Source organism: Pleurocapsa sp. PCC 7319, from assembly GCF_000332195.1.
GTDB lineage: Bacteria > Cyanobacteriota > Cyanobacteriia > Cyanobacteriales > Xenococcaceae > Waterburya.
This window is the reverse complement of the sequence record NZ_KB235924.1, coordinates 84103-103114: the sequence shown is the minus strand read 5'-3', so window position 1 is coordinate 103114 and position 19012 is coordinate 84103. Positions and strand designations below refer to the sequence as shown.

Genomic DNA, 19012 nt, shown 5'->3' with positions numbered 1-19012 from the left:
GTGGTGATAGTAACCTTTTTTTCCCTCTAGCGTGATTGCTGGTTTGATTTTGGCGATTTGCAACCCCTTCTTCTCCATGGAGGTTATACTGACTGAGAATCTTTTGAGCATAAGCATAAGAACACCCCACAGCGATGGCACTATTTTTAATCGTCCAGCCCTGAGATACTTTCCATAGTAGATGCCATCTTCTAGTTTCTACAGAGTCTTTACTTTTAAGATATTTTTCTTTAAGTTCACCTGAACTTAAATGATTGGCTAAATAAGCTGTTTTTGGCATTCAATTTTTTTCCCTTCTCCAGCTTTATTTTATACTTACTTTGGTAATCGGATTTAGTATGAGCAGCAATTCTCATTTTGAAAAAAATCGGAGAAATGAGAATTGCTGATTACTAGTGATGTTATTGGTTGGTATATTTAAATAGAGAACCACAGGCAATACGGGTTCGTTTGGCTGCATTACTCCACAGCTTAGATACGGTATCTTCTAGTTTTTGTCCATCAGCCACCACCATCCGAGACAACACACTAGCTTCAATAAATGACCAAAAAGAACAAGACTCCAGCATATATGGTTCTTGAGTTACGGAATGAATACGAAAGTCGTAGAGAGAATAATCGCGATATCCTAGAGACTGGTGCGCTTTTGTCACCGCATTAGCTAGTTTTTGGGCTAATTCAGCAGTGATATTAGCAGGACAAGCCATATTCCCTTGCTGTCTACTTACCATTCCGTCAGCACTAGTCGCTAATTTATGGTTCAAAGTTCTGATAGGACTATCTTTAGTCAAAAAATACTCGAGCACAGGTAATACATGCAATTTTCCTTCTTGTTCGATCACACCAACCCTTAATTCTCGTCCCGGAATAAATTCTTCAATTACTAAAGTATCGTCATATTTAAAACCTGTTTGCAATGCGGCTTCTATTTCTGATTTTTCACGCACTAGAGTAAGCCCCATAGAGTTATCTTCAGAGTTGGGTTTAACGATAAAAGGTGGTTGCATGATTAAGGTTTCGTCAGGTCTTAGCTGTTGTCCTTTAGCTACTTTTACTCCTGCTGATGAGACAATATTTCTAGTATGAGATTTATTAGTCGATATAGCGTTACAGTCCGATTTGGCACCAACTACAGGAATACCCAAGATATCTTCAAAGAAAGCACGATAACTAGTCATACCTGGAAAACAAAACATATGAGGTACGATTACATCAACCTGAGGCAATTGAGTAATCATTTCTGAAAGCAAAATTTTGTCCGTAAGGTCATCAAGAGATGAACCTAATTGCCATAAACCATCGGGATGGACTAAGGCATAATGACTTTTAACCCCAGCAGGTTGTATTACTTCTTGGGCATAAGCAATTGATAGCTTGTAATAAAAATCAGATACGGCCGAGCCAACTAAGTGTAAAGCAGATAAAAGAGAATTGGCTGTAGAAGAGTTATGTTTATTTGTGGAAACAGTTTGTAAGGTAGTCATTTTTTAAGCTGGTTAATTCTGGTTCTAACGGATTTTGTGGGTAGTAGAAATACTCAGGATAATGGGGCTTGAAGCACAAAAGAAATCAAATTGAGATAAAGTCAACAAACAATCAATTGATTTTCAGTAAAAATTCAAGCATGGCAGTTTCTATCAGAGGAGATAAAAGTATTTGTTTACCCGTTAGCAGTGAAGAACAATATCAACAACTAATCGCCAATAATCACAATTATAGAGCCTATTTGCTGCAACTTTATGCCAAGTATCCTGAAATTTTTCCCAGAGAAATGGAAGCAGGGTTCAGCTTTCATGATTGGGTGGTCTCCAGCAAACAGGAACTGTCAATGCGCCGCATTAAGCTCAAAGCTAATCAGCAGGTCTATCAATTGCGTCCTGACTTCATTATGCCTTATATGGTAGGAAAAACCGACGAAATAGACAAACCAATGTATTTAAGACAATTTGGTGTGCCTTTTGACGCTTTAAGTTATGTTTTCGGTCGTAATGCCATGTACTGGTATCGTATTTACCTGTCTTTAGGTCGAGCCTCGATTGTGGGAACGACAATCAAAGACGCTCAAAAACTGCCTCCACATCTGGTAGCGGATGAAAAACATACTTGGTTAGGGGGTTCACGAGTTTATCTTCCTACTACCGTAGCATCTGGCTGTATTTTGGGAGTTAGCTTGACCGAATCAGCTAGTGCGCCAGCTTTAACTAAAGGATACGCAGAATTTCAAACCGAAGCTCGTCTTCTCGACCCCAATTATACCCCAGTGACAGTCAATACAGATGCTTGGGACGGAACTAAACAGGCTTGGCTTAATCTATTTCCCACGGTGACTTTGGTACTGTGCTTTTTGCACGCGGTGCTAAAAGTGCAGAAAGGAAGCCCCAGTTATCGCAATTTAAGAAACAAGCTCAAAGCTCTGCTCTGGAAAGCTTATAAATCCTCTACTGCTGCTAAATTCTTGCAAGGAATACGATTAGCTTTGATTTGGAGCAAAAAACATATCAGACGGAAACGCACTTTAAGCAAGATGCGTCAATTATGCCGTCGTGCTGCTCAATTCACAGTCGCTTATCAATTTCCCCAAGCTCATCGCACTAGCAATATGGTAGACCGGTTGATGAATCACCAAGACCGTTTACTCTACACTATGCAATACTTTCATGGTGACAAGGAGTCGGCAAGATTATATCTACGTTCGATGGCACTGATCTGGAATTTCCATCCCTACGCAGCTAGAACTCGCTCAAAATGCTCGTCACGGATATCGCCGTTTAGCGATCTCAATGGTTTTAGCTATCATCACAATTGGCTTCACAATTTGTTGATTGCTAGCTCGATGAACGGTCGCCAAACCCTTCAAAGTGGTTGATCCACAAAATCCGTTAGAACCAGTTCTTTTGCACCGTATATCTATGCTTTTAGGTACTTGTGTCAGGCAGCCAGGATATCTAGTTCTTCCAACTTATCTATAATACTAACAAAATACTTTAAGGAACTGTCTCTGGTAGTCTTCATAACTATGCTCAACTACGTATATTTAGCGATCGGTCAGGCGATCGCTTTAATATTAAAATCACTCTCAAGCAGGTCACAGTCAAGGAAAATTTTGTCTTGTAATTACTTGTCAAATATTTAAGGATGAGCTGGACTGTCTCAATTAATTTAGGTTCGGGAAATTTGCAACAGGGCTGTGGAGAGATTACAGCTCAGGTTTCATCTGAAAAGTCAGTCAGGAATTTATCACCTAGATTTGCTGCTCCTAAACCATTACAAATTCGGGGTAGTCTACCCCCAGCACCAGAAATTGAACAACTATATCGACAGTGGAAATTACTCTACCTAGAATTTTATCGAGAACAAAGTTGGCATTCAATTAGAGAGATTAAAATTGAATCTGGAGGCATAACTTATTTTTCAGAAGTAGAATTTTATGAACTCTGCCAACAATTGACTACTCAACTCAATAATTGGCTAGATGTTGCCTCTTTTCATAATATAGATCGCAAACTAAGTCGCATTCTTGATCCGGCAGCAGAAATTCAAGTAATTATCGAAACTAACGATCCTATATTGAGAAGACTTCCTTGGCATCTGTGGAATTTCTTTGAAGACTATCCCTATGCAGAGTTAGCTCTAAGTACTTTAGAATACGGACGTGCTGAGTCTCGTTCTAGTTCTGGTAAATCAGCTAGAATTTTAGCTATTTTTGGCAATGACCATAACTTAGATCTACAGGCAGACCGTAACGCCATTGAAGATTTACCTGATGCCACTACCGTATTTTTAGAATCTCCTGGGCTTCAGGAGTTAAACGAGCAACTCTGGCAAAAAATCGGCTGGGATATTTTGTTTTTTGCTGGTCATAGTCAAACAGAAGCTGAAACAGGACAGATTTTTATTAATCAAACTGAAACCATAACTCTCGAACAGTTACGTAATAGTCTTAAAAAAGCTATTTCTCAGGGGTTAAAACTGGCAATTTTTAACTCTTGCGATGGTTTGGGTTTGGCACAGTCTTTAGCAGATTTACATATTCCCTTAGTAATTGTGATGCGAGAGTCTGTACCAAATAAGGTCGCTCAGGAATTCTTTCGCTATTTTTTAACTGCTTTTTCTCAAGGCGAATCTTTATATGCTGCGGTCAGAGAAGCTAGAGAAAGATTAGAATCATTAGAAACAAAATATCCTTGTGCCACATGGCTACCGGTAATTTGTCAAAACCCTGCTGCTGAATTACCCACCTGGCAAAATTTAACCAAATTTCATCAAAGCGATCGCGCTTTAAGACATCGAAAACTACGGTTGCCAATTTTGTTGCTAGCTAGCTTTATTGCTACTACTCTGGTAATAGGATTACGAGAGCTGGGAATATTACAGCTATGGGAATTAGCAACTTACGATCAGCTACTTAATCTACGCCCAGCAGAAGCTCCCGATCCTCGTCTATTGATCATCACTGTGACAGAAGAAGATGTCCAAAATCAACCACCACAAGAAAGATTGGGAACGTCAATCTCGGATGGTTCTCTGGCTAAACTGCTACAAAAGCTACAATTCTATCAGCCTAGGGTTATTGGTTTAGATATATATCGAGAGTTTCTTCTAGATAATGGACGCACAGATTTGATCGAATTTACGCAAAATAAAGACAACTTTATTACTGTTTGCGAAGTAGGTACAGCAGAACAAAATCAACTATCTGGTACAAAACCTTTTCCTGAAATTTCTCCCGAGCAGTCTAGCTTTAGTGATTTTCCTGTGGATGATGATGGTGTGATTCGTCGTCAACTACTAGGTATGTCTGCTGATCCTAAATCTATCTGTACTGCCGATATTGCTTTTAGTTTACGAGTGGTCCAAACTTATTTTGAACACAAAGGAAAAAAGGTTGAGCGTAATCTTCAGGGGGATTTACAGATCGGCGATCTGACTCTAAAAAAGCTGGACTCCCAAGCAGGTGGCTACAATAACGTCGATGATAAGGGTTATCAGCTATTACTTAACTATCGTGCTTCACCTATAGTGGCAGAGACAATAACTCTAACAGATTTTATTAGTATTACGGATCAGTTACAGCTAAGGGATCTAGTTCGCGATCGTATTGTTTTAATTGGTACTATTGCTCCTAGTTTTAACGACTATTTTCTGACGCCAATTCACACAGCACAACAAATAAAAATGGCAGGAGTAATAATTCACGCTCATATGATAAGTCAAATCCTAAGTGCTGCACAGGATAATCGTCCATTACTAACATGGTTCCCCGAATGGGCAGAAATTCTTATAATCTGGAGTTGTTCTATCATTATCGGATTTTGGTTTTGGTGTTTTAAATCTTTTGTCTATCGAGGAATTGCATCTGTAATTATTATGTTGCTGATACCTGGGATTGGTTACGTTGTATTTTTATCAGGCGTGTGGTTTCCTATGGTCTCTGGATTGCTAGTAGCTGTAACTACGGTAGGAACGATTGTTTCTTGGACGGCATTACGCTACAAGTATTTTTAAAGCTCAAATTAAACTCAGAAAAAATGAAAATATTACAACTATCGATTAAATTATTAATTGCTAATTCTATTTTTCTGGCGATTATTTGTTTATCTAATTTCCGGGTTAAAACTGAAGAAATTAATACATTTACCAACCAATCTACTTCAGAACAGGTAGACAACTCGTCTCAAGACAATAAACTTGATTTTTCTGGAGATGGTAGACCTGGCAGGCGTTCAGGAGGAGGAAGTCGTAGTCCTTGCCCTGCAAGCCAGACACCACTTACAGCCCTAGTTCCTCAGAATAATATGGGAACTACAGTTAGCGATCGCCCTAAACTCTGGTTTTATGTACCTTATTCTCCCCAACAGATCTCTTCTGGAGAATTTGTCCTTCAAGATGAACAAGAAAACGATGTTTATCGACAAACTTTCAATCTGCCAAAGACACCTGGTTTAGTAAGCCTAAAAATTCCCCAAACTTCTCCTCCTCTGGCAATCAACCAATCCTATCGTTGGTATTTCAAACTTTATTGTGGTGACTCTTCATCATCGACTGCTAATTTTGTTGATGGATGGATTAAAAGAATTACTCTGACTCCCGCATTAAAAGCTCGGCTTAGAAGCAGAACAACTCCAATATATCAAGAATATGGAAAAAATCTAATTTGGTTGGATTCTCTAGATAATTTAGCACAATTGCGCCTAAAAAATGATAATTCCCAGCTTGAGCGTGACTGGACTAAACTACTTACTGCTACAGGGGTAAACTTAAGTGAATTAATCCACAAACCACTAGTAGTAAACCCAATTAGTTTTAACAGGTAACTTAGTTTACTACTAGTGGGCAAAGTCTGGTTCTAACGGATTTTGTGGGTAGTACAAATACTTAGGGAAATGGGGATAAAATAACAAAGTAGCAAATTTTTTCTAGTGCCTAATATCTTCACAAGTTTCTCAAATTAGTTGGTTACAACAGAACTATAAACCTCAAAGCATTACTAGTTCTAGATAGGCAAAGAGGTCGAGGTTAGATGAGGGACTACGTTATTATGGTAGAAACAAAAGATCGCCACCAAGAATTTCTACAAGATAAAGAACAAGCTTTGATTTTGTGGTTTAAAGATGTAGGGATCTCTGACGTTTCTCTAGTAGGCGGAAAAAATGCCTCGTTAGGAGAAATGATCCAACAACTAACACCAATAGGAATTAATGTACCAGATGGTTTTGCTTCCACTGCCTATGCTTATCGTTATTTTATTCAACAGGCAGAACTAGAAAGTAAGTTACGTCAACTATTTGCCGATCTTGATGTAGAAGATATTAACAACTTGCGATCGCGAGGTAAACAAGCTAGAGCATTAATTCTGAATACCCCTTTTCCTGAAGAACTAGAAACAGCAATTACGGAAGCCTATACTAAGCTTTGTCAGCAATATAGTTTTGATTTTAAATATTGCGATCGCTTTGCAGGAGAAGAAAAAACCATCTGTGAAAAGTATACCTACAATGTGGATGTAGCAGTACGTTCATCAGCAACTGCAGAAGATTTGCCTGATGCTAGTTTTGCAGGACAACAAGAAACTTACCTCAACGTTCATGGGGTACAAAGTGTTCTCGAAGCTTGTCATAAATGCTTTGCCTCTTTATTTACCGATCGCGCTATTTCTTATCGAACAATTAAAGGCTTTGACCACTTTGATGTTGCCCTTTCCGTAGGCGTACAAAAAATGGTTCGTTCCGATTTAGCAACTTCTGGTGTCATGTTTTCCATTGATACCGAAACAGGCTTTAAAGATGCAGCTCTGATCACTGCTGCTTATGGTTTAGGAGAAAACGTTGTTCAAGGGGCTGTTAATCCTGACGAATATATTGTCTTTAAGCCGACTCTTAATCAAGGATATCGTCCCATCCTAGATAAACGTCTTGGCAGTAAAGAAATCAAGATGGTCTACGATGTAGGCGGTAGCAAACTAACCAAAAATATACCGACATCACACTCAGAAAGAAGCTGGTTTGCGATAAATGATGACGAAATTTTACAATTAGCGTCTTGGGGCTGTCAAATTGAAGAACATTACACTAAAGTGCGTGGTATTTATACCCCGATGGATATTGAATGGGCAAAAGATGGGCTGACAGGAGAATTATTTATTGTTCAAGCTCGCCCTGAAACTGTTCAATCTCAGAAAACTAATAATGTGTTGCAGACATATAAATTAGATGCAACAGGAACTATCCTAACTACAGGAAGGGCAGTGGGAGAGAAAATTGGCGCCGGTCAAGCCAGAGTTATTTTAAATATTAGCGAAATTGAGCATTTCCAACCAGGAGAAGTATTAGTTACCAACAAAACTGATCCTGACTGGGAACCGATAATGAAACAGGCTAGTGCCATTGTTACCAATCAAGGAGGTAGAACCTGCCACGCAGCAATTATTGCTCGTGAAATGGGGATACCTGCCATCGTTGGTTGTGGAGATGGAAGCACCAAAGTTTCTAATGGACAAGAAATAACTATTTCTTGTGCTGAAGGAGAACAAGGTAAAGTCTATGCTGGCTTAATTCCTTTTACAGTCGAATCAACTCAATTAGATACTTTACCGCAGACTAAAACTCAAATCTTAATGAATGTGGGTAATCCTGAAGAAGCATTTGGTTTATCTGCTTTTCCCTGTGATGGTGTAGGATTGGCAAGATTGGAATTTATTATTGCTAATCAGATTAAAGTTCATCCTTTGGCTTTACTTAAATTCGATGAATTACAAGATTGTGATGCCAAAATAGCGATCGCACGCTTGACAGTACATTATCCCGACAAGCCGGATTTCTTCATTGATAAATTAGCTAAAGGAATAGCCACTATTGCAGCAGCATTTTATCCCAAGCCAGTGATCGTGCGGATGTCGGACTTCAAGAGCAACGAGTATGCCAATCTTTTGGGTGGTAAACAGTTTGAACCTAGGGAAGAAAACCCGATGCTGGGTTGGCGTGGTGCAAGTCGCTATTATGATGCCAAATATCGTGAAGCATTTGGTATGGAATGTCAAGCATTTAAACGAGTACGAGAAGATATGGGCTTAACTAACGTAATCCCCATGATTCCTTTCTGTCGTACTCCCGATGAAGGACGTAAAGTTCTAGCTGAAATGGCAAAACACGGTTTGGTAAGAGGTGAAAATGGTTTGCAAGTATATGTTATGTGCGAACTTCCTAGTAACGTCTTGCTCGCTGCAGAATTTAGTCAAATATTTGATGGCTTTTCGATTGGTTCTAATGATCTAACCCAACTTACTTTGGGATTAGACCGCGATTCTGCTCTAATTGCCCATTTATTTGATGAACGTAACCAGGGGGTTAAGCTTATGCTTTCAATGGCGATCGCTGCTGCCAAGCAAAATAATCGCAAAATTGGCATTTGTGGTCAAGCACCCAGCGACTATCCTGAATTTGCGGAGTTTCTAGTTCAAGAGGGTATCAATTCCATAAGTCTTAATCCCGATTCAGTCCTCAAAACCAGACTGAAAGTAGCTGAAATAGAACAGCAATTAACTGAACTAACTTAGCAATTAACTCTTAGCTTAAATTCTTCTTACCCCCCCTCAGTTTTAAATAAAACTGTAAATTTCTCATCTCATGCAACAACACTTTTCCAGAAAAAATAGATAGTCAGTAGCAACTAAACACTAACCACTAACCACGAACACAAATAAGGATCAATACAATGTTTAACAAAATACTCGTAGCAATAGATCGTTCGCCAGCTAGTAGACAAGTATTTGACCAAGCTTTATCTCTAGCTAAAGCTGCTAAAGTCAACTTGATGATACTTCATGTATTATCAGCAGAAGAAGAAGGTAGTCCCATGCTATCTCCTTACTTTGTAAAACACAGAGATCATTGTGTTCATCTCGATCCTCAGATAATGCGTATGGCTAATGAATTATACGAAAAAGAATGGGAATTATTTAAACAAAAAGGATTAGAATTACTACGTTTCTATACAGATCAAGCGATCGCAGCAGGAGTACAGACCGAGTTTAGTCAAATTACTGGTCATCCCAGTTCCACCATTTGCGATTTTGCTCAATCTTGCGATGCTGATGTTATTATCATTGGTAGAAGAGGACATTCAGGTGTTAAAGAATTATTTTTAGGTAGTGTCAGTAACTATGTTGTTCATCATGCTCCCTGCTCAGTATTACTAGTTCAGACTCCCATTTTGCAAGAAGATTCAGCTGCAGTAAAAAGTATTAAAACGACGGCTCGTGCCTGAACCAAAAATTTTCGAGGTTTCCTCAAAAAATATGGACTCGGACTAGTTATAAGAGATTTTGTGGTCAGTTATGCCGATTAAAGTAACTGTAAGTGGGACAGTTTTAATCGAAAAAGCTCTTAGAGACCAAAATTTCCCTTCTGCTAAACAAACACCAATATCTAGAAAATAACTTTAAGATAGATAATTAAAAATGGTACGGTAGATGTTATACTCGTTTGAGCAATAAATTGCTCTCGTGGCTTAGGGGTAAAGCACTCCCTTGGTAAGGGAGAGATCACGGGTTCAAATCCCGTCGAGAGCTTTAGTTTACCAAAACCAATCCTGGCTTGTTTATGTTGTTTATTAGCTAATTACTAATTACTCTCCAAGTCCTTTGATTAGCTCAATACCCAACGATATATAGCCAAAATATCAACGCAAATGAAAATCGATCCTGAATAAATGATTAAACTTTTATCTTGTTGCATACAAGATGAAATTAGCAATTGTAATGAGCTAGCTGCTAATAATATAAATCCGTAAGCACTAATTGTTAAATTCAAAGCCAATATAAATCCTCCAACGACAGCAAACAAACTACTTGACCATCTAAGTATTTCAGCTTCGAGACTTCGTGTGTTTTTTGAGTGTTGATTGTTTTGATGAAGTCTAATTAGTTTTTTGATTAATATTAAGTCATTCAAACTAATTCCCAAGAAATGTCGAATTTCGTTAATAGTTAAGTTATCAAATTCACGAAAATTCAAACAATTTATTTTTTTGATATATAAACTTTTACCATAATTAAATCCAATATCAAAAACCTTAAAATTTTGAGGAGTAAGCTGATATTTTGGCGGATAAATATAGCGTGCAAAAAACTTGAAAATTTGTATATGAATCCAATTGGTATTGGGGTCATTACCCATACGAAAACCGTCAACAAAGGCTTCTCCTTCTGGAATTTGTTCTTGAGCTAAGATTAAGCGCAGACAACTGTGATTATAGTAATCAGTCTTCCCAGGTAATGCTAAATAACTTTCGGAGTTTTCAAGAACCCATATAAGCCAAGAATTGGGGGGGGGATTATCAACTAAAATATTCGTTACTTTTTTTCTCAAACTTACCATTATTTATGACTGATAAAGTGAAATAAATTAGTTCTACCAAATTTATATTGTAAAACTAAGCTGGGAAAATGAGCTTAAATCAGTGACTTTTGGCAATTTTTGGGAGTGAGAAGAATTTTTTTTGAGTATCTCAATTTTTAAAAGATACTTAAAAACAGCTCATTTTGAGCAATATTATCAAAATAAGGATCAATTCTGGCTTCTTCTCGATATTTAGAATTGAGGTTAATTGACTGTTTTAAATTGTCTACTGCTAATGGAACTTGATTTAATAAAGCATAGCAAATTGCCTTATTGTAGTAGGCTGCAGCATAATCTGAGCGAAACTTCAAGGCACAATCGCAACTGGCGATCGCCTCTTCGTATTGCTGTAGTTTAATCAGAATTTTACCTCGATAGTTCCAAGCCTTGGATAATTGAGAATTAAACTTTACTGCTTTGTCAAAAGAAGTAAGAGCATCTTGGTAGCGTTCTAACATCTCTAAAGCCATACCACGATTCATCCAAGCTACCGCATTATCTGGTTGAATTTGAACGGCGCGCTCAAAAGATTGTAATGCTGGTTCGTGTTGAAGCAACATGCCCAAAGCAACACCACGATCTACCCAAGCTTGATAATAATCAGGTTGAATCTCTACTGCTCGATCATAACTGGTGATCGCTTCTTTATATCGCTTGATGCGGCTCAAGGTAATACCACGATTACACCAAGCTTCATCAAAAGTGGGTTGAATTCTAACTGCTTTGTTAAAAGCGGCAATCGCCCCCTCATATCTTTGTAATTCTCTTAAAGCGATACCTCGCTGATTCCAAGCATGAGGATTATCTGGTTTGAGTTCTAAAGCTCGATCAAAAAGTGCGATCGCTTCTTGATAATTTTCTTGAGCCAGTAACTGATTTCCTTGTTCAATAAAATCATCGGGATTTAAAAATAATTGAGGATGATTCTGCTGAAGACTTTCTAATGGTTTGCTGAGAGTTTGTAGATTTTGCTGAATTTCTGCTAAGGCAGTTGTCGTCATCTCTTGTGGAGTTATCTTAGCTAAATCTTCTAAAATTTGTTCTTTTTGAATTCGAGCATCTGAATATATTTGCGCAAGCTGGTCAGCATTTTTGGTTTGTAACTGTTCTAAATTTTCCCCTATTGATTCCTGACATCGTTGTATTTCTGATTGCAACGCCGTAAATTGACGCTCGACTTCAGTTTTCATTCGTACTAAACTTTGTAATACTTGGTCTTTCTGAGCTTGAATTTCTGAATCTTTTTGCGATAGGCGAGCGGTAAACTTACTTTCTTCCTCTTGAAAATTCTTCAAAGTTTGCTCTATTTTCTGATTAATTTGAGATTTTGAATCAGATAGTTGAGTAGTAAGTTCTGTTCCTAAGTTATCTAAATTATTAGCTCCTATCTGATGCTGCTGCTGAATTTTCTGTTCGGCATTCGTTTGTAATTCAGAGATTTGTTGGGTGAATTTAGATTCTTGTTCGGTAAGATTGCGTAGGATATTATTTTGTTGATGTTGTGTTTCTACTTCCAACTTAGATAGTTTTTCGATAAAAGTAGTTCGTGCTCGGTCTATTTTTTGTAATAAAACATCTTGCTTTTGACGAATTTTTGCTGGCACACTAGAGAGTTGAGAAGCTATTTCAGAGCCTTGACTTGCCAAATCTTGAAGTATAGTATCTTGTTGTTGCTTAATTGTATTTTGGACTTGAACAAGTTGCTTGCTCAACTCGCCGACTGATATTTCCAAATTCTGAATTGCTGTTTCTTGTTGCTCCTCAACCTCTGCCTGAATCTTAGTTAGTTGAGGAGCAAACTCGGAACTTAATTTGGCTAATTTTCGGAGGGTGAAATCTCTTTGCTGTTCGGTATTTATCTGCAGTTCGCTCAGTTGATGATTAAATTCAGCTTCTAGTTTTATTAGTGTTTGTCGATAAGAATTAATTTCAGTATTCATGGTTTTTAGCCCCTGTTGCTGGGCATCACCAAGTTCTGATAGTAGTTTAGAGATAGTTGCTCTTTTTTGATTTAATTCTTGTTGGAAATCTTCCACCTCACCTTTTAGCTGGTGACTAATTTGTTGAGCGCTTTGTAGTAATTGTTGTAAATCTTGGGTAATATCGTTAAGTTGAGATTTACTCGTTTCTAGTTCTTGAAGATTAGTAGTAACAAGATTAGCCACTTCTTGAACAACTGCTCTACGCAAAAGCCATAAAGAAGCGATCGCTCCTATTAATAGCAATACTAAAGTACCTAAGATGAGTAGGTTAAATTGAGTGATAGTTCGGCTAAAGAAGCGATTAGCTTCAGCTTCAATCTGTTCTTGAATTTGACTGTCTGATGGTAGTTGCTCTAGTTGTGGCGACTGGGCCAACAAAGTTTGGGGTATAGAAACTGATCGAGCATAGACCCCACCAGTGGCAAGTAATAAGGTTATCAGCGTTAAACTACCCTGGGTTAGCCATAGTGAAAACTTAGAATATTTCTTGCTCATCGAAACTACCTCTGTCTTTTAATGACATTATTCCAGTACTTACTTCAGGTTACTCAAAATCAATCATGCTTTTCTTTAATTCAGCCAGAATTAAACGCATTCTCAAGTTTTCTAAAGAGTTGACTAGAAATCAATAATTTAACAGGGTTTCACCGCTAATTCACATTAGGGGTAAAGAAGATTCTAAAATTTGGATAGGTATTATTTCAACTTGTAGCTCGATGGGTTGATTAATTCTCTGGGTAAGTAAATTTTTGACACTAGTAATATCACTTTGAGAAATAGAATTAATAGGTGCAGTAACCTCAATCCCAATCTGTAAATGATCCTTATGAGGAATAACGGTAATTAATTTAATATCTGCATTAGCAAAAGTTTCTGTTTCGTTAATAATTAAATTGGAAATTTTAGAGGTTACATTTTTTTTAACAATTAAGTCCCGCATTGATAAAGTTAGGGGCACACCAAGAGCAAACATCACTAAAGTAGACATTGCTAATCCCTTCTTGGCACGTTCAATATTTCCATAGGACTGAAACAAAAAGACCAGCCCCCCAAAAAAGATAATACAGATTAAGTTGGTAAGAAACAATAACAATGAACCAAAAGCAATTTCTTGATTTGCCAAGGATATACCGATACCAATCACACTGAGAGGGGGAACCAAAGCAACTGCGATCGCCACTCCTGGAATAGCATCAGCAATACTACGCCGAGTTTGAGTAAAAGCCCCTGCCATTCCTGCTGCCATGGCAATACCAAAATCAATCAGGGTAGGATTAGTACGGGAAAGTATCTCAGAGTCTACAGTTTTTAAACCAATAATAGACGCTGTCAACCATGAAGCAATAAGGGTTAAAATAACACCTTTTAGTAAAGTTAAACTAGAACGACGCAACAGTTTACGATTACCCATTGCCACCGAATAAGCCATACTCACAATTGGACCCATTAAAGGCGCAATAATCATTGCGCCAATGATTATTGCCACACTATTGGCAAGTAGACCTAAAGTAGAAATAATTGCTGATAACCCCAACATGAAGTGAAAACTAAATGAGGGTACAGATAAACGCCACAGGGTACGATTGAGGCTGGCAATTGGAGTTGCTTTTTCCTTGATCCAGTGCCAATCCCCATTGTCCTGATACCAGAGTTGTTTTAGGTGGAGCTTACGATTAATTTTCCTCAGAAAATATCTAATGTAGACAAGGTATCGAGGACTTTGAGTCAGTATAACCATCATGGCTTATTAAAAGAAAAATTAAAAATCTAATGTCAAAAACTAAGCATTAATGGGATTAAGTTGCATCATTTGCCAAGTGACAAAAGTTCCGATTGGACTCCAAAGTAAATAAGGTACTAATAACCAAAACGCAGTTATAGATATAGATGAAACTATTACAGCTAAGATTGCTCCCAGAAAAAAGCCAGTTCCGCCAATAATTGTCCCCACCTTTAAGCTGCGAGTTTTACACATTACTAGGGTGTATAAAGAAATTACTATTTCTACCAATAGGTAAAAACCCATTAATACCCAAGTAAAAGCTTTACCTGGATTAGCTTCCCAGACATTATAAGCTGACCAGGCGCCGAAAATAAAAATTATCGTCCAAATAAGGGGAATTGCTCCTTCAAAAGTTAGCCAGTCGGGACGACGCAAATGTTTAAACCAGCGAAAATCTTGACTAGAAATAAAGCGGTTAAGAATCAAAGGAACAGCAAGAGTAGCAATACCAATTGCCAACCAAGAAGGAATCATAATTATTAGCTTTTTAAAAAATATAATTTAGTATCAAGAATTTTATGTTTGAAAGCTACAAAATAACAACAGCATCTAATGCTGTTGCATTTCAACTCTAATTATCTTCTCTCTAAAGATAGAAATTTTAGTAGTCATAAACTTCTGTTTCGATGGTATAGTCTACAGCAGCGTCTCCTCTACTGCCCCATCTCCTGTTTTCTTCAGTTATTCGTACGTCTCTGGATTTGGTTTCAGATATATTATATTCTCCCAGTTTATTAATTTCGTCTCTAATCGAAGTGGATTCATCTTCGCTAGAAAAGTCCCAATCAATATTTCTCCCCGCTTCAATATCTTCTAAAAAATCATATTCCGAGGTATTGGTTTGAGCATTTAAAGGCAAGCCATAAATGCTTGTGAGTATTAATCCTAATGAAATACTAGAAAAAACCTTTTGGCTTCTATCTTTATTGAACATGGCAAGCTGTTCGTAAACAAATAAATAAATTTCAATTAACTATAAATTATAAAACTAAGTCAATATTTAACTCATCAATTAGTAATATATTGAAATCTATCATTAGATATAAATTAGTTTTCTCTCAAACTATCAAATCATAGTTTTTCAAAATGCTATTATATCTTTTCAATTATATGGTTGAATTAAGAACTATAGCTTATATATTAAAAAGTAAGATAGGTTACTCGATTTTTATATAGTAAAATAATCTGTGACTTTAGCTAGATTTGCTTTCGATAGACTATAAGCTAAATTAGCGACTAAATTATTTAAAAGTAAATATCATAATATTGGCAATATGAGTGAGCAAGAAGACAACAAAACGTTTGAACTAGATGGAACCCGCCCGATTGAGAGTGGTGAGATTAACGTAGTAGATACTTTTCAGGAAGATGGAGTGCGTCCGATTGCTGAAAGCCCTGATTTTTTAGTAAATAAGAATCCTAGTACAGTTGACGATCGCCCAACTAGTTCTGATAGTTTGGATGCAGAACAAGTAGTCGAAATAGATGGCAAACGCCCGGTGGACAAAAGTGAGGTAAAAGTTGTTGATACATTCGAGGATGATGGCGAACGTCCTATTATGTCCAATAAATACGAGGTTGTTGATACATTCCAGGCAGGAGGAGAACGTCCTATAAGTTCAGAATAAGATATTGCTAGTTTGATATCAAACTGTTTTGGCAAATTTCGCTTAAATGTAAGTTTGGTCTTCTAGATATATTGGTTAAACTTGAGATAGCTATTCTTAGATAAAAAGTTGTTAATTTTAGGGATTAATGATAACTAATTACTGACTATGACTATACTAGCTGCTAAGTTTTGCCTATCTAAAAACTAAGGTAAAACTCCATATATACTTAAAATCCACATCCATTAATAAAAGGAGTTATTAGTAGTTAGTCGTTCAAATATAGTCTTGACTATACCTGAACGGGGGCACCGCATGTGACAGACAAAGGTACATAGTTCACAGCATGTAGTCTTATACTCAATTTGTCTTTAGTACTCAAATTTAAACTAAAAACTAATGACTAATGACTGAAAACTTCGATAAATGAGCAAATTGAAGCAGATTGATCATTTATACATTTGAATATTTTTAGCAAAGCAAAAACTTTCTAGCGATTCCAACTATAGTTGCATCTCACCGATTTGAAAACCGCTATACTTCAGCCTGGTAAAAATTATCCGTATCTTGTACCTTAATATCTATTTCTTCACGAGATATAACTTCTTTATTATAGTTTAGTGCTTTTAAAGCATTGTAATTAGAATTTTTTGACTTCTCTTCTTACTTTTATTTCTTTAATTGCTGTAACGGAATTTATTTATAAGATTCTAGCTATACTCCTGACTTCAATTTTGTTTAGCGTCATATCGATAATTTTTTATTCAACCTCTTTTATTTTTTCTTTATAGTTGAGAATTTTTACTATAAAAATTCTACAATAATATTTATCATCGTGGGAAGAATATCTCAGTTTTTTCTTTCTGGCTTGTTTATATTTCAAGAAGTTGTGCTCAAAACCATTTTGTAAGATAAGTTTTGTAGTAACTAAATTAACTACTCTACGAGGGGATGTTTGTCAACATGCTTTTGAAATAAATTACGGCAAAAATGAAAATGTAAAGTTTGTCTTTACATTTATTTACCAATAATGATATGCTCTTTAAGGTATATTTTTTTGATTGTAAATAGTAAATGAACATAGAATAGGCTATTATTTATAAATAGATGTCAATTTATCAATGATCCCTAATTCAACTTTACCTCTTTAAGACTATGAAAAATGCTCTTAAAAAGGGAAATATAATAGCTATAGCTTAGCAAGGGGAAATAGATAAGCTAATAAATTACTATCTTAAGGTACTTTATTAATTCATATCTCATTTGTAATTTTAATCCAAATATTCTATTTGCTGATAAATGGTAATTCTCGCTCTAAACTATTTAGTGTAAATTATCAAATATTGGATAATAAAAAATGAACTGCTGTCTTCAGTAGAAAAAGTAATTTATTTTCGTCTATTTACAATCGAATCGTAAATCAAAAATACTTAGTAATTAGTTATTTTCTTTGATAGAAATAACTAAATTGTTTTAAAGATATTTTATGAAGCTACTTTATGAAATATTAGTTGTATTTGAATGCAGAAAATGAGTCAAATTAAAGCTAAATTCGTGGCTGTCGATCCAGTATTTTGGATTAAAGATCGCGAAATAATTGAGTATAATCCTTTATTTTTAAAAGGTATATTTAATACTATAAACCCAGAGCTTGCAGATAACTGCCACCAGTTTGGACTCTGTTTGAAAGAGAAATTAGAGCAAGTCTTAGCCCAACATCGATGCTTGTGTGCCGACTATCCTAATACAGCATTGGATTTGCAAGTATATACGAATCAAGAAAAAAGTTTAGCCAAAGAATTGTTAGTAGGGAGCATTTAATCGTGGTAAGTACAGCAGAAACGTCTGAAGTAAACACTGGAATTTATTCCAGTCTAAACAAGCCCAAGAAAACTGCCAGACCAGTCACTCCCTTGGGAATTTTAGTTCAGCAGTTAGAACATATTTTGAACACGGCTAAAACTGAATCGATTTCGACCGAATTCAAAACATCCTTGAACAAAGCATATCATTTAGCCGCAGGAATCGACCCTTATTTAGAAGACTGTACTACTTCTGAATCAAAAGCTCTGGCCGATTTGAACCAAAAAACTCAACAAGAAGATTGGAGTAAACATTTTGATGATGGTGCAACTGTACGGGCATTAGAACAAGAAATGCTTTCTGGGCATGTTGAGGGGCAGTTGCTAAAAATGCTCGTTTCTATCAGTAAATCTAAGCGAGTTCTAGAAATTGGCATGTTCACTGGTTATTCAGCACTAGCGATCGCCGAAGCTTTACCTGATGACGGTTGTGTTATCGCTTGCGAAGTAGATGAATATGTTTCTAGGTTTGCGCTTGATTGCTTTGCTGCCTCTCCTCATGGTAAAAAAATTCAGGTTAAAGTGGCACCTGCAATAGAAACCATGGGTAAGCTGGCTAAGGCAGGGGAGTCTTTTGACTTAGTATTTATCGATGCCGATAAAGGTGGATATGTCGACTATCTAAACCTGCTGCTAGATACCGACTTATTAGCATCTGATGGCTTTATCTGCGTAGATAATACCCTGTTACAAGGACAACCCTATCTACCAAAGGAACAACGCACTGCTAACGGAGAAGCGATCGCTCGCTTTAATCGTTTTGTTGCTGACGATCCTCGTGTCGAACAGGTTTTAATTCCTCTACGGGATGGTGTGACAATTATTAGACGCAAGTAAATTGGAGGGAAAAAGGGAGCCGAAAAATGTTTAAACTGTTGAAATT

At 36.8% G+C, this 19012-nt stretch carries 15 protein-coding genes and 1 tRNA gene; 9 read left to right on the top strand and 7 right to left on the bottom strand.

Features of this window, described 5'->3' with window-relative positions; genetic code table 11:
- Together PLEUR7319_RS0133530 and PLEUR7319_RS0133525 are read right to left on the bottom strand one after the other, a co-directional pair.
- Window positions 1-280: helix-turn-helix domain-containing protein (locus tag PLEUR7319_RS0133530; RefSeq protein WP_019509618.1), on the bottom strand; the 280-nt coding region annotated here is incomplete at its 3' end.
- A 121-nt stretch (window positions 281-401) separates the two neighbouring features.
- Complete coding sequence (locus PLEUR7319_RS0133525; protein WP_019509617.1) at window positions 402-1484, bottom strand: ATP-grasp domain-containing protein; 1083 nt, start codon at window positions 1482-1484, stop codon at window positions 402-404.
- 140 nt (window positions 1485-1624) lie between these two features.
- Between PLEUR7319_RS0133525 and PLEUR7319_RS0133520 the strand changes: the two genes are divergently transcribed.
- The 6 genes from PLEUR7319_RS0133520 (at window position 1625) to PLEUR7319_RS0133495 (ending at window position 10066) form a co-directional block, all read left to right on the top strand.
- Window positions 1625-2866, top strand: a complete 1242-nt coding sequence (locus PLEUR7319_RS0133520) for a hypothetical protein (protein ID WP_019503788.1) — start codon at window positions 1625-1627, stop codon at window positions 2864-2866.
- 269 nt (window positions 2867-3135) lie between these two features.
- Window positions 3136-5505: a CHASE2 domain-containing protein gene (locus PLEUR7319_RS0133515; RefSeq protein ID WP_019509616.1), complete on the top strand. Its 2370-nt coding sequence runs from the start codon at window positions 3136-3138 to the stop codon at window positions 5503-5505.
- Between the two features lie 23 nt (window positions 5506-5528).
- A complete protein-coding gene (locus tag PLEUR7319_RS0133510) occupies window positions 5529-6314 on the top strand; it encodes a DUF928 domain-containing protein (protein WP_019509615.1) in 786 nt (261 codons plus the stop codon).
- Window positions 6315-6538: 224 nt separating this feature from the next.
- Window positions 6539-9052: a phosphoenolpyruvate synthase gene (gene ppsA / locus PLEUR7319_RS0133505; RefSeq protein ID WP_019509614.1), complete on the top strand. Its 2514-nt coding sequence runs from the start codon at window positions 6539-6541 to the stop codon at window positions 9050-9052.
- A gap of 158 nt (window positions 9053-9210) precedes the next feature.
- A complete protein-coding gene (locus PLEUR7319_RS0133500; protein WP_019509613.1) occupies window positions 9211-9762 on the top strand; it encodes a universal stress protein in 552 nt (183 codons plus the stop codon).
- A gap of 232 nt (window positions 9763-9994) precedes the next feature.
- Window positions 9995-10066 (top strand) — tRNA-Thr (locus tag PLEUR7319_RS0133495).
- Between the two features lie 76 nt (window positions 10067-10142).
- Here the strand turns inward: PLEUR7319_RS0133495 and PLEUR7319_RS42375 are convergent.
- The 5 genes from PLEUR7319_RS42375 to PLEUR7319_RS0133465 form a co-directional block, all read right to left on the bottom strand.
- Window positions 10143-10874, bottom strand: coding sequence for a hypothetical protein (locus PLEUR7319_RS42375; RefSeq protein ID WP_019509612.1), 732 nt, complete (start codon window positions 10872-10874; stop codon window positions 10143-10145).
- A gap of 137 nt (window positions 10875-11011) precedes the next feature.
- Window positions 11012-13372, bottom strand: a complete 2361-nt coding sequence (locus PLEUR7319_RS0133480; protein ID WP_019509611.1) for a tetratricopeptide repeat protein — start codon at window positions 13370-13372, stop codon at window positions 11012-11014.
- A 160-nt stretch (window positions 13373-13532) separates the two neighbouring features.
- The gene (locus tag PLEUR7319_RS0133475) at window positions 13533-14615 is read right to left on the bottom strand and encodes a TIGR00341 family protein (protein WP_019509610.1); all 1083 of its coding nucleotides are present in this window, start codon (window positions 14613-14615) and stop codon (window positions 13533-13535) included.
- Between the two features lie 42 nt (window positions 14616-14657).
- Complete coding sequence (locus PLEUR7319_RS0133470) at window positions 14658-15134, bottom strand: TspO/MBR family protein (RefSeq protein ID WP_019509609.1); 477 nt, start codon at window positions 15132-15134, stop codon at window positions 14658-14660.
- A gap of 127 nt (window positions 15135-15261) precedes the next feature.
- On the bottom strand, window positions 15262-15594 hold the full coding sequence (locus PLEUR7319_RS0133465) for a hypothetical protein (protein ID WP_019509608.1): 333 nt from the start codon (window positions 15592-15594) through the stop codon (window positions 15262-15264).
- A gap of 340 nt (window positions 15595-15934) precedes the next feature.
- On the opposite strand from PLEUR7319_RS0133465, the gene PLEUR7319_RS0133460 reads away from it, so the two are divergent.
- From PLEUR7319_RS0133460 to PLEUR7319_RS0133450, 3 genes are all read left to right on the top strand, one after another.
- The gene (locus PLEUR7319_RS0133460) at window positions 15935-16288 is read left to right on the top strand and encodes a hypothetical protein (RefSeq protein ID WP_019509607.1); all 354 of its coding nucleotides are present in this window, start codon (window positions 15935-15937) and stop codon (window positions 16286-16288) included.
- A 1509-nt stretch (window positions 16289-17797) separates the two neighbouring features.
- The gene (locus PLEUR7319_RS0133455) at window positions 17798-18088 is read left to right on the top strand and encodes a hypothetical protein (protein ID WP_026102946.1); all 291 of its coding nucleotides are present in this window, start codon (window positions 17798-17800) and stop codon (window positions 18086-18088) included.
- A gap of 2 nt (window positions 18089-18090) precedes the next feature.
- Window positions 18091-18966, top strand: coding sequence for an O-methyltransferase (locus PLEUR7319_RS0133450; RefSeq protein ID WP_019509605.1), 876 nt, complete (start codon window positions 18091-18093; stop codon window positions 18964-18966).
- Window positions 18967-19012 lie beyond the last annotated feature (46 nt).